8 protein-coding genes are annotated in these 12,875 nt (G+C 60.4%); 5 read left to right on the forward strand and 3 right to left on the reverse strand.

Going from position 1 to position 12,875, the window contains the following annotated elements:
* Window positions 1-5: 5 nt before the first annotated feature.
* Entirely contained in the window at window positions 6-2,480 is a 2,475-nt protein-coding gene (locus QTL94_RS13270) for a glycoside hydrolase family 2 protein (RefSeq protein WP_289802349.1), read from the forward strand.
* Window positions 2,481-2,568: 88 nt separating this feature from the next.
* The gene (locus QTL94_RS13275) at window positions 2,569-5,877 is read left to right on the forward strand and encodes an oligosaccharide flippase family protein (RefSeq protein WP_289802186.1); all 3,309 of its coding nucleotides are present in this window, start codon (window positions 2,569-2,571) and stop codon (window positions 5,875-5,877) included.
* A gap of 18 nt (window positions 5,878-5,895) precedes the next feature.
* On the opposite strand, the gene QTL94_RS13280 is transcribed toward QTL94_RS13275, so the two are convergent.
* The 3 genes from QTL94_RS13280 to QTL94_RS13290 all read right to left on the reverse strand — a co-directional run bounded on the left by QTL94_RS13280 (window position 5,896) and on the right by QTL94_RS13290 (window position 8,408).
* On the reverse strand, window positions 5,896-7,062 hold the full coding sequence (locus tag QTL94_RS13280) for a glycosyltransferase family 4 protein (RefSeq protein ID WP_289802188.1): 1,167 nt from the start codon (window positions 7,060-7,062) through the stop codon (window positions 5,896-5,898).
* A 141-nt stretch (window positions 7,063-7,203) separates the two neighbouring features.
* Entirely contained in the window at window positions 7,204-7,440 is a 237-nt protein-coding gene (locus QTL94_RS13285; protein WP_065694565.1) for an Lrp/AsnC ligand binding domain-containing protein, read from the reverse strand.
* A 71-nt stretch (window positions 7,441-7,511) separates the two neighbouring features.
* Window positions 7,512-8,408, reverse strand: coding sequence for a LysR family transcriptional regulator (locus tag QTL94_RS13290; RefSeq protein WP_289802190.1), 897 nt, complete (start codon window positions 8,406-8,408; stop codon window positions 7,512-7,514).
* Window positions 8,409-8,667: 259 nt separating this feature from the next.
* Here QTL94_RS13290 and QTL94_RS13295 point away from each other — a divergent pair, with 259 nt between their 5' ends.
* The 3 genes from QTL94_RS13295 to QTL94_RS13305 all read left to right on the forward strand — a co-directional run bounded on the left by QTL94_RS13295 (window position 8,668) and on the right by QTL94_RS13305 (window position 12,821).
* On the forward strand, window positions 8,668-9,951 hold the full coding sequence (locus tag QTL94_RS13295; RefSeq protein ID WP_289802191.1) for an NAD(P)/FAD-dependent oxidoreductase: 1,284 nt from the start codon (window positions 8,668-8,670) through the stop codon (window positions 9,949-9,951).
* A 26-nt stretch (window positions 9,952-9,977) separates the two neighbouring features.
* The gene (amaB, locus tag QTL94_RS13300; RefSeq protein WP_289802192.1) at window positions 9,978-11,516 is read left to right on the forward strand and encodes an L-piperidine-6-carboxylate dehydrogenase; all 1,539 of its coding nucleotides are present in this window, start codon (window positions 9,978-9,980) and stop codon (window positions 11,514-11,516) included.
* A gap of 279 nt (window positions 11,517-11,795) precedes the next feature.
* Window positions 11,796-12,821: an iron ABC transporter substrate-binding protein gene (locus QTL94_RS13305; protein ID WP_289802193.1), complete on the forward strand. Its 1,026-nt coding sequence runs from the start codon at window positions 11,796-11,798 to the stop codon at window positions 12,819-12,821.
* Window positions 12,822-12,875 lie beyond the last annotated feature (54 nt).

A 12,875-nucleotide genomic window follows, 5' to 3' on the forward strand; every position in this document is an offset into this window, starting at 1 on the left:
TGAGCATGCAAGGCAGGTTGGCAAGCATCGGAGCGGAGGAGATCCGGCTTTCTGAGGGATGGAACCTCATCCTCACGGAGCCCGGCGCCTGCCTCAATCCTCACGATATTCCACTGTCCGCCAAGGTTATCGCCGCAGAGGTTCCGGGGACGGTCGCGGCTGCGCTTGAGAAGGCCGGGTTGTTCGATCGGGAGAATCCGCACCCGCTTGATAGCGACGATGCATGGTACATCTGCCGGCTGTTCGACGCCCAGCCCGGTGATGCCATTCTGCGATTCGAGGGATTGGCAACACTTTGCTACGTGTTCCTCAATGGTCAGGAAATCCTGTCGTCGGAAAGCATGTTCACGGCGCACGAGATCCCGGTGACGCTTCTCGGCGGCGATGAACTCGCGCTTTGCTTTCGAGCACTCGCGCCCCGGTTGGCCGAGAGCGGCCCGCGCGCGCGGTGGCGGCCACAGATGATAACGCCACAGGGATTGAAGAACGTTCGCACGACGCTGCTCGGACGGATGCCCGGCTGGTGCCCGGAAATTCACGCGGTGGGCCCGTGGCGGCCGATTACGCTTGTTCGGCGCGATGTCGTTTCAATCGACGATGTTTCGGTGCGAGCCGTTCTCGAGGGCGACGGCACCGGACGATTGAGCGTTTCGCTGCATGCCGATGTCGACAATCCCGACCTGTCGCTTCGCTGCGGCGGGATCGAGCAGCCATTCGAAAAGGTCGGAGACAAACATTATTCGGCGATTCTGCGCTTGAAGGATGTTGAAACCTGGTGGCCGCATACGCACGGATCGCCGGCGCTGTATGATTTTTCGGTCGTCGTGGATGGTGTCGAGCATCCTGTCGGCAAGACGGGTTTCCGGTCCATTGAGGTCGAGCGCGGGCCGGACGGCGACGATTTTGCGCTTCGCATCAACGGCCAGCCGGTTTTCTGCCGTGGTGCGGTCTGGGCGACCGCCGATATCGTCCGCTTGCCGGGCGACCGTGCCGACTACGAACCATTCCTGCGCTTTGCTGCGGAAGCCGGGATGAACATGATCCGCATTGGCGGAACGATGGCTTATGAAACGCCGGACTTCTTCAGGCTCTGCGACGAACTCGGCCTGCTGGTGTGGCAGGACTTCATGTTCGCCAACTTTGACTACCCGAAGAGTGACAAGGCGTTTACGGCGCATGTCCATGCGGAAGTCGAAGAGTTCCTGCACGGCGTTCAGTGTTCTCCGTCGCTGGCTGTGGTCTGCGGCGGCAGCGAGATCTACCAGCAGGCGGCCATGCTTGGTTTGCCGAAGGAATTCTGGACCAACCCGATTACCGAAGAGATCATCCCGGCGATCGCATCGCGCATGCGCCCTGATGTGCCTTACGTGGTCAACTCGCCATCAGGCGGGTCGATGCCGTTCTCGCCCGACGCCGGGGTCACACACTATTACGGCGTCGGCGCCTACATGCGACCGCTGACCGACGCGCGCCGGGCAAATGTGCGCTTTGCGGCGGAGAGCCTCGCATTCGCCCATGTCCCGCAGCAGAAGACGCTTGAGCGTCACCTTGACCTGCCGCCAGTCCATAGTCCGCTATGGAAGGCGCGTGTCCCGCGCGACCGCGGTGCCTCGTGGGATTTCGAGGATGTTCGCGATTTCTATCTGGCTGAACTCTATGATCTGGATCCGGCGCGGCTTCGGCGCGAGGACGTCGGACGCTACCTCGATCTGTCGCGTGCGGTCACAGGCGAAGTCATCGAAGAGACATTTGCCGAGTGGCGCCGCAAGGGGTCGCCGTGCAATGGCGCCCTGGTCTGGACGCTGCAGGACCTGCTGCCGGGACCTGGCTGGGGTGTGATCGATTCGACGGGCGAGCCCAAGCCGGCTTGGTACGCAATGCGCAGGGCCTTCCGGCCGGTTCAGGTGTTGTTGACGGACGAAGGGACCAACGGGCTTGATGTCCACGTCATCAACGAAACCGCCGATGCTTTGCAGCTCGACCTCGAGCTCGTCTGCCTGCGGCAGGGTCGGCAGCATGTTGTCAGTGGTGGGCGCATTCTGACACTGGCTCCGCGAAGCCAGCAGAAGTTTGCGAGCACGGACCTCTTCGGCGCATTTTTCGACACGACCTATGCGTTCCGCTTCGGACCGCCGTCACATGATGTCGTGGTGGCGCGGCTGCGGCTGCCGGATGGGGGTGCCGTGGTTGCCGATGCCTTCTATTTCCCTCTCGGTCGCTCGAAGGCGCTTCACGAAGCGGAGATCCAGGTTTCCGTTACCCGTAGTGAGGACGGATGGGTCGCCGACATTGGTGCCGACAGTTTCGTCCAGTCCGTTCATGTAAATGCCAACGGCTACCAGACGAGCGACGACTGGTTTCATCTGGCCCCCGGCGGTGCGAAACGGGTGCGGCTTCTGCCACGCCCGGGTACCAACATCGATGACCTGCCCTCGGGCGAGGTGCTTGGTCTCGGCGGCTCGCGCCCCGTCATCTTCTGACAGGTCGCCCGAAGCACGCTCGCAACCAAATTCGAAAGATTTTCACACTAGCATGCGCGCTGGATAAGCGGCGCCAAGCGGAAGAAGTATGTCAAAAGGGATTATTGCAAACTCAGTCATGAACGGCGCCGCGGGAATGCTGTTGCTGCTGACCGGGTTCCTTTCCTCCATCATTACCGCTCGTCTGCTGGGGCCGGAGGCCAACGGGATCGTTGCGTTTTCACTCTGGCTGGTGGTGACGGGCGCATCCATCGCCGAGCTTGGCTCAAGCATCACGCTGTCGAAGACGCTGCCGCAATTGCAGGCGGAGGGCTTTGACGCGAAGAGGCGGCGCGGTTTCGCTTCGCTGCTTGTCACCCTGATGCTGTTTTCGACCTTGGTACTGCTTGCGCTGTACGCGCTGTTCTTCCTGACCTCGGAAGAAATGCATTGGGCCGAGACGGCACCGTCGGTTGCCTATGTTACGGCCGCGCTGTTCTTCGTTCAGGCGATCGGATCGTTCGTCAAGTTCTACCTGATCGGCGAGCGCCGTCTCGGTGATTTCATGCGGCTGGCAACGCTCGTCTGCGTCCTGCAGCTGGTTGGCGTGGCCGGTGGCGCGATACTCCACGGCGTGGAAGGCGTCCTCGTCGGCTATCTGCTCGGACAGCTGGTCTTCTTCGTGGCCACGGTGCCGATCCTGCTGACGCCGCGCGATCGATGCGGCGTGCCGCTCAAGCTTCTTGCTGCATCGTCCGTGGTGCTGTCCGCGCAATTCATCATCGACTCGATCTTCCTGAATAGGCTGGAGATCCTCTTTCTCCAGCAGTTCTGGTCCGTCGAGATGGTTGGCTTTTATGCCGTCGGTCTTTCGATCGCCAATATCGCCTTGCAGCTGCCGATCCAGATGACGGGCAGCCTGTTGCCCTATTATTCCGAGCGTCGTCACAACAGCAGTGACCGAAAGCTGCCGGTCGAGGTCTTCGCGGCCGTTACCCGCAGCATGGCCTACATTATCCTGCCGATGAGCTTCGGGCTGGCGGCAATTTCGGGCGACCTCGTGCGCGCGGTATTTGGTGAGGCGTTTCAGCGAAGCGGCACGGTCGTGGCGTTGCTTGCGCTGGCGGCGCCCGCCTATACCTTCATGCAGACGCTCAGCCTCTATCTTCTGTCGATGGACCGCGCTCGCGACCGTCTCTGGGTCAGTGTCATCGGCGGCTTTGTCATGGCTGTCGGCTGCCTTCTGGTCGTGCCGTTCTTTGCCGCCGAAGGCGCTGCCGTGGTTCGCATCGGCGTCTTTGTCGTGATGTGCGTGATCATGGTCAGGCAGACCGGTTTCGGCAATCAACTGTCCGGCTTGTACGTAAGTCTTTCGAAGACGATGACGGCGGCCGTGTTTTGCGCTTGTATTGCCTTTGCAGTTTTACAATTTCTAAATGGTTCTATTGGACTTTTGGCCGCAATAGCGGCCGGGGGGCTTGGCTATATCATCGCATTGAAGATGCTGGCTGTTATCCCACGCGAGGATGCCGAGGTTATGTTGTCTATAGTTGGGAAAATGCCTGCAGCGTTACAGGGGCCTGCTAAAGCGGCGGTCGGATTTGTTTCGCCGGCAGGCGTGGTTGATGCAAACGTAGATACGTCTTCCGAGGTGTCTTTCACGGATCAGGGGGAAGGTGCGGGTCGCGATGCGGCTTTGCCTCTTGCCTTTGACGGTACGATCGGGCTGTTCAAGCCAGAGAGCCCCGGCGTGCAGAAGCGATCTGCGGCGGTGCTCTTTGTCAGCCCCTGGGGTTTCGAAGACATGTGCAGCCGGAAGTTCTTCCGCGTGGCGGCAGAGCATTTCGCCGACGTCGGGGTACCCAGCCTGCGCTTCGACTATCCGGGAACGGGCGACGCGCTTGAGGTTACGGACGCGCCTGTCACGCTCGCCGTTTGGGAAAGCGCCATTCGTGGTGCCGCGGAAAAGCTCAAGAGCCTGAGTGGCTGCAGCCGGATCATTCTTGTGGCCCAAGGGCTCGGCGCAACGCTCGCCCAGCGCATGGGCAATACGATCGAGGACGTGGACGCCATCGTCATGCTTGGTCCGGTTCTGAACGGGCGCGCCTATCTGCGCGAACTCAGCGCCTGGTCCAAATTCATCAACCATCATCTCGGCTTGGGTGAACACCACGTCCCAGACGGCCAGCATGTGATCGCCGGGCTGGTGATGCCCGCGGGTGTCGCCGCGGAACTGTCGAAGGTGAATATCTCCTCGCCAGAGCACGTCGCTTCTTCGCGCTATCTCATTCTTGAACGGCCGGCACGTGCCGACCAGACGACGTTCGCCGACAATCTGCGCGCGCTGGGGGCCAAAGTCGAGCAACGCGTCTTCGAAGGCTACGACGAACTCGTGACCGATCCGCTCTTTGCCAGGACTCCGATGGCGGCCGTAAACTATCTGGCGGATTGGATGGCAACGCATGTTCCGGTGGATTCGGAAGCAGCCGGCCCGGCCGTTGCAATCGAACCGGGTTCCATGAAGGGCGACGGGTTCGAAGAGGTTCCTGTCCGCTTCGGCGAACAGAACCATCTTGTCGGCATCATTAGCCGCCCTCTCGGTGCTTCGACGGGGAATGCCGTTCTCTTCCTTTCGACGGCGTATGACCGGCATTGCGGTTGGGGTCGAACGATTGCCAACATGGCGCGAGATCTAGCGCGTCAGGGCATCATTTCGCTTCGCTTCGATTCCGCAAATGTCGGCGATAGTCCTCCGCGGCTCGATGCGCCGGACCAGATCCTCTATGCGCCGTCGCAGAGCGAGGACGCCCGCGCCGCCATCGACTTTCTCGAGGGTTTTTCGCATCGACCGCTCATGCTCGCGGGACGTTGCAGCGGTGGCTATCTCGCCGTTCGTGCAGCGGCAGACGACGAGCGGGTGAAGGCGGCGGTTTCAATCAACCCCTTCGTCTACTATTGGGATCCGGAGCAGGCCGTGCAGAAGAAGCACGTCGTTTCCGTTCCGCGCAGCTTCGAGGATTACGGACAGCGGTTCAGCCTACACACGTTCAAGCGCATCATTCGCGGCGAAATCGACGTCAAGGCGGCGGCCAAGAATGTGATCATCGCATTTGCGCGCCGTATGTCGGTCAGGGTTGCGCCATTGCTGGAGTATCTGCCCAGCCGGCGGAAAACGACGGTCGAGGTGAGGAATTCCTTCACGACGTTCGGCAAGCGCAAGCTGCCGCTGACGCTGATCTACAGCGAAGGCGATGTCGGGCTGGAGCACATGTACTTCTACTTCGGCCCGGGGGCGCGCAAGCTGGCACGTCACCCGAACGTGCGATTGGTCATGTTACCCGACGCAGATCATAATCTGACGCCGCCTGAATCACGCAAGACGGTGTTTGCGGAGATTGCCCGCCTGGCGAAGAGCTAAGAGCTTGCCTGGCTTCGGTCAGGCGCCCAGCAATTCCTCGTAGACCGCGATATAGCGGTCTGCAACGACGTCCCACGAATAGGTGCGCGCATCGCCAAGAAGCTGTGCTCTTAGCGATGGCCCATGCGTCTGCAGACGCTCGAACGCGGTTTCGATCGTTGTGGCCGTTGCCGTTGCGTCGGAGAAGTCGGCAAGGAAGAGTTCGTTGTGGCGTTCCGCCAGCGTCTTGAACGCGTCGTTTCCGTTGAGGACCGGCAGAAGTCCTGCGCTCATCGCTTCCAGAGCCACGAGGCCGAAGCCTTCATAGGCTGATGCCGACGCAAAGATCGAGGCCTGTGCAATAATGGTCCGGATCGTCTCGTTGTCCGGCGAGACATGGATCGATACGGAGTCCTCAATCTTCAGCCGGGCTATATGACTGAGCAAGTCCTGGCGGTTGAGATCATACTCGACGCCGACGATATCGAGATGCCAATCGGGATTGTGGGCCTTTAGCGCTGCGGTAACCTCAAGAAGGTGGTCGAGGCGCTTGTTTACCGAGAAGCGGCCGATGGTGAGCATCCGGCGGCGCGCGTTCTTCGAGGCCATGTCGGCGAATTTGCCTATATCCGCGCCGTTCTCGATCAGGATGCTGCGTGTCGGGGCAACCTGCGAAAACTGCCTCAGGTCGGAAACACTGCATCCGATGACCTTCCGATATGCCCGCGCCGACAGGCGCGTCACCGTCTGGAACCAGATCTTCTTGATCGCCGCATAATTCGTGGTGTGGAAGAAGCCGCCATGCGTCGTGACGACCATCGGCTTGCCATGCAGAAACCGTCCCCAGGCCAGTGCGTCAAAGAAGAAATCGATGGCGTGGACGTGGATGACATCGGCGTCACCGAGGTGACGGAAGACCTGCGGAGCGATGGGATAGCGGGTGCTGCCGGACCAAGGGATGCGTACGACCTCAATACCGGCAATCACCTCATGATGCGGGAGCTTCTCTTCCCGGCTGGTAAACAGCGAATCGAGCGTGATCACGCGAACACGATAGCCGCGGTCGATGGTCTGGCGCGCGAGGTTGGAGACCACATCCTCGAGTCCGCCGCGGTTCGGCAGGAACTGCCGTATGACGTGAACAATCAGCGGCCGGGAATCGGGAGACGGTTCGGCTTCGTGGACGTAGGTTTCGGCGACAGACATGATCGGACCCTTGAGGTCGCGCGCAGGCGACCGTGGCGACGGTTATATCAACAAGGCCGCCGCCAGCATTAAGGTCGGGTTTAAATGCCGCCGTCGGACAGCATTTCTCGTCGGGAAAGTTAACCGAGCGTGACTGTTCCCTCAGAACGCCTTGAAGGTCAGGGTCGTCAGCGAGCGAATAATGCCGGGGATGTTGGCAATATTGTCATTAATGAATTTTCCGATGTCCTGACCCTCCTCAATATAGATCTTGAGCAAAAGATCGTAGTCGCCGCTGGTCGAATAGAGCTCCGAGGCACGTTCGGTCTGGTAAATCGCATCGGCGACTTCGTAGGTCTTGCCCGGGGCGCATTGGAGTTGGACGAAAATCGGCTTCATTGAGGTTTCCTGCATGGAATTATGTTTGCCGCATAATGCTCGAAAGCGGCATGGAGACGCAAGCTGTTCCGTTACCCTGCTGCCTCCCGGACGATCCAGTCACGAAATGCTGCAAGCGGCGGGTAGTCTGCCCGTTCGGGCGGATAGGCGAGGTAGTAGCGTTCGTTGCTTTCCATCTCGCGGTCGACGGCCGCGACCAGATCGCCGCGTTTCAGTTCGTCCTCGATCAGGAAAGTCGGGAGAAGCGCGATACCCAATCCCGCGACGGCCGCCTGCGCCGCCGTTGCGAATTGGTCGAAGAGCATCCCGTGGACGGTCTGAAAGGAAACGCCGTTGTTTGCGAACCATTGCTCCCAGGCATCGGGCCGGGTGTTGAGATGAAGCAGCGGAACATCGAGCAGATCGGGTGCCGCGGAGATTGTGTGATTGTCGCGAAACGCCGGACTGCAAGCAGGTACGGTTCGTTCAGACATCAGGAACGCCAGTTCGGCGCCGGGCCAATGGGCATGTCCGAAGTGGATTGCGGCGTCGATTGAATCAAGGCGGAAGTCGAACGAGGAAAGCCGCGTCACCAGATTGATCGTCACACCCGGATTGGCGTTGAGAAAGCGGCCAAGGCGCGGCGCGAGCCAGCGTGTGCCGAAGGTCGGCAGTATGGCAAGGTTCAGCGTGCCGCCATGCGGGTTCGCCCGAAGATTGAGCGATGCACTGGAGATGCGGCGAAGCGCCTCGCGGATTTCGCGCGCATAGCTGTCGCCGGCCAGCGTCAGGCGTACGGTCTGCCGTTCGCGGACGAACAGTTCGACGCCTAGTTGCTCCTCCAGCGCCTTGATCTGGCGGCTGACTGCGCTCTGCGTGAGGTCGAGTTCGCGGGCGGCGGCCGTGACACTGCCGGTGCGGGATACCGCTTCGAAAGCCACCAGAAGCGACGTGGAGGGCAGAAAGCGTCGAGAGACCAGCATGGTCATTCCAATACAGAATGAGCTATTTCATAAATGTCGATATTTATGGCTTCGAGCGGCTTGTAAAGAACATTATCCAGCAGAATTGGAATGAACGTGGAGTTTCTTCGTGTCGACAGGTTTCGTTTCCGCTGACCACATTCGCTCGCTTCCACGCAGGCGCAGCGACCTGTTGCAAACGCCAATTGACTTACTTCGCGTCGCGGGTTTCCAGTTAAGCTTATTGCCTGCCGATGGTCTCACACTGTAATGGATGGTTTGATCGATGCTGAATGATCCGCGCTCCCACGGGCTATGGGAAAAAACCGCTCCGCCTGCTCTGGTCTCCTCTCACCTGCAGGGCAATGTCACCGCTGATGTCGTCGTGGTTGGCGGCGGCTATACGGGGCTGTCGTCAAGCCTCCACTTGGCGGAAGCGGGTTCGCGCGTTGTGCTTCTCGAAGCGAAGGAAATCGGCTTCGGCGGCGCGGGGCGTAATGTCGGCCTCATCAATGCCGGTATGTGGGTCATGCCCGACGATCTTCCGGGTGTCCTTGGTCCGGTTTATGGCGAACGTCTGCTCGACCTGCTTGGCAACGCACCGAAGCTGGTGATGGAACTTATCGACAGGCACGGTATCGCCTGCGAGCTTGAGCGGAACGGCACATTGCATGTCGCAGTCGGCGCCGATGGACTGAAGGAGATCGAAGATCGCGCCAAGCAATGGGGCGCACGCGGCGCTCCCGTCACGGTGCTTGACGCTGCAGAGACCGCCAGACGCGTCGGCAGCAATGCCTATACCGGAGCGCTGCTCGATATGCGCGCCGGTACGTTGCAGCCCTTGGCTTACGCCCGTGGCCTGGCACACGCCGCAGTCAAGGCGGGTGTCGAGATCCACACATCAAGCCCGGTGATCGCGACAGAGCGAAACGGCGACCGGTGGACCGTCAAGACCGCGAGCGGACAGGTGACCGCAGACTGGATCATCGTTGCGACCGATGCCTACAGCACCGGCCCGTGGGAACAGGTCCGCAACGAGCAGGTGCACCTGCCCTATTTCAATCTGGCCACCACGCCGCTCAGCGACAACCTCCGCAAGTCGATCCTCGCGGGTCGCGAAGGCGTATGGGATACCAAGGAAATCCTGTCGTCCTATCGCATGGATCAGGCCGGTCGGTTGGTTTTTGGCAGCGTCGGCGCCTTGCGAAACAGTGGGCTTGCGATCCACAAGGCCTGGGCGCGGCGGTCGCTCAAGAAGCTCTTCCCCCAGATCGGCGATGTTGAGTTCGAGTGCGAATGGTATGGCAAAATCGGGATGACCGACAACGCGCTACCGCGCTTCCATAAGTTCGCGCCGAACGTTATCGGTTTTTCCGGCTATAATGGCCGCGGCATTGCACCGGGCAGCGTCTTCGGACGCACGCTTGCGCAACACATCCTGGGGCAGCTCGCTGAAAGCGATCTGCCGCTTCCCTTGACGCCGCTTGCTGAACCGAGCTTCCGCGCCGTCAAGGAACTGTGGTACGAAGCCGGCGCGCAAGTCGCCCACTTCGCCGATGCACGATTTTAAGAACAACAGGGTTGGGAACAACGACAATGACAACCGCAACGCTCGATCTCGCCACTGAGACACACAAACTGCTCGCTGAAATGGGTGTTCCCACGGATCGTTACGCGGGTGGGACGCTCCGGGTTACGTCGCCTGTGTCAGGCAAGGAAATCGGCGCGCTCAAGGAGCATTCCGTCGCTGACGCCAAGACGGCGATCGCGGAGGCGCACAAGGCGTTCGTCGAGTGGCGCGCTGTTCCCGGTCCCAAGCGCGGCGAACTGGTTCGCCTGCTGGGTGAAGAGCTTCGTGCATCCAAGGCTGCGCTTGGCCGCCTGGTTTCCATCGAGGTCGGCAAGATCGTGTCGGAAGGCCTCGGCGAGGTGCAGGAGATGATCGACATCTGCGATTTCGCGGTCGGTCTGTCGCGCCAGCTCTACGGCCTGACGATCGCCACCGAGCGTTCCGATCACCGCATGATGGAAAGCTGGCATCCGCTCGGTGTCGTCGGCATCATCTCTGCCTTCAATTTTCCCGTGGCCGTCTGGTCGTGGAACGCTGCGCTCGCCATTGTCTGCGGTAACTCGACGGTATGGAAGCCCTCCGAGAAGACGCCGCTGACGGCGCTGGCAACGCAGGCCCTGTTTGAAAAGGCACTCAAACGGTTCGTTGCCGAAGGTGGGCAGGCGCCCGCCAACCTGTCGACGCTTCTGATCGGCGGTCGTGAGGTCGGTGAGGTGCTGGTCGACCATCCGAAGGTGCCGCTTGTATCGGCCACTGGCTCGACGGCGATGGGCCGCGTGGTCGGTCCACGCCTGTCGCAGCGTTTCGCGCGGGCGATCCTGGAACTGGGCGGCAACAATGCCGCGATCATCTGCCCGACGGCTGACCTCGACCTGACGTTGCGTGGCGTTGCTTTTTCCGCCATGGGCACCGCCGGACAGCGCTGCACGACGCTGCGCCGCCTCTTCGTCCACGACAGCGTCTATGACAAGCTGGTTCCGCGTCTGCAGAAGGCTTACGGCTCGGTCACCATTGGCAATCCACTCGAGACCGGCACGCTGGTCGGACCGCTGATTGACAAGCAGGCGTTCAACAACATGCAGTCGGCGCTTGATCAGGCAAAGGCGGCTGGTGGCAACGTCACAGGCGGCGAGCGCGTTGAGAACGGTTCGGCGGATGCCTTCTATGTGCGTCCGGCGCTCGTCGAGATGCCGTCGCAGACCGGGCCCGTCGAGCATGAAACCTTCGCTCCAATCCTCTACGTCATGAAGTATAGCGATTTCGACGACGTGCTCGAGCAGCACAATGCCGTGCCGCAGGGCCTGTCGTCGTCGATCTTCACCAACGACATGCGCGAGGCGGAGATGTTTGTTTCGGCTCGCGGTTCCGACTGTGGGATCGCCAACGTCAACCTCGGTCCTTCAGGCGCCGAAATCGGCGGTGCGTTCGGCGGCGAAAAGGAAACCGGTGGCGGCCGCGAGTCCGGTTCGGACGCGTGGCGCGCCTACATGCGTCGGGCAACGAACACCATCAACTACGGCAAGACATTGCCGCTGGCACAGGGCGTCAAGTTCGACGTCGAGTAGTTGGCCAATGACGCGAAGGGGCGAAGGCGCTGCGGCGTTGTCGCCCCTCGGGCTTTTGCGGGTTTCGGCTGCGTGATCCATTTGCGACAACAGGCTGTTGTCGTTGGCGGTGCCGTTCCCCCGTGAGTTGCGGTATTTTCTAGAATTATTCTAATTAAGTAATTATATCAATCATTTGTGATCGTCCGAGCGATCCCGAAACTTGAAATGCGAACTCAACAAAAATATAGGGGCACACATCGCTTCGGGGAACTCGGGCGAAACGCCAAGGAGGGCATGATGAAAACTTCCCTTAATCGCTTCTCGGGCGCGCTTATGATTGCTGCGTCGCTTGCTGCCACTTCGCTGACGACTGGGGCTGCGCGCGCTGCCGATTCCGAAGGAATCGTCGTTTATAATGCGCAGCACGAGAGCCTCGGCCGCGAATGGATCGATGCCTTCACCAAGGCGACGGGCATCAAGGTAACCGTGCGCCAGGGCAGCGACATGCAGTTCGCCAACCAGATCATTCAGGAAGGCGATGCGTCCCCAGCCGACGTGTTCCTGACCGAAAATTCTCCCGCCATGACTCTGGTCGATGCTGCTGGTCTGTTTGCGCCGGTCGACAAGGACACGCTGGCCCAGGTTCCCGATGCCTACCGTCCGTCCGACGGGATGTGGACGGGCATCGCCGCGCGTTCGACGGTGTTTGCCTATGACAAGACGAAGCTGACGGAAGACAAGCTGCCGAAGTCCCTGCTGGATCTGGCTGATCCAGCGTGGAAGGGGCGTTGGGGTGCAGCACCGGCCGGCGCCGACTTCCAGGCAATCGTCAGCGCCCTGCTCGAACTGAAGGGCGAAGAGGCGACTGCCGCATGGCTCAAGGCGCTCAAGGAAAATGCAACGCCGTACAAGGGCAACAGCGTTGCCATGAAGGCCGTCAATGCGGGCGAAGTCGAAGGGGCGGTCATCTACCACTACTACTGGTTCGGTGATCAGGCCAAGACGGGTGAAAATAGCAAAAACGTTGCGCTCCACTACTTCAAGAACGAAGATCCAGGCGCTTTCGTCAGCATCTCCGGTGGCGGCATTCTGAAGTCCAGCCAGCATATGAAGGAAGCGCAGGAGTTCCTGAAGTTCGTTACCGGCAAGGCCGGCCAGGACATTCTGAAGACCGGTACGTCGTTCGAATATGCGGTCGGCAACGGCGCAGCATCGAATGAAAAGCTGGTGCCGCTGACTGATCTTCACGCACCGAAGGTCGATGCTGCGAATCTGAACAGCAAGAAGGTCACTGAACTGATGACGGCTGCAGGCCTCATCTAAGGCTTTTGTGTCGCGGGTGATTGTGGGTCAAAACTATTGCTTTTGGCTCAAGAA

The sequence above is a fragment of the Rhizobium sp. S96 genome, from assembly GCF_030382195.1.
Lineage (GTDB): Bacteria > Pseudomonadota > Alphaproteobacteria > Rhizobiales > Rhizobiaceae > Rhizobium.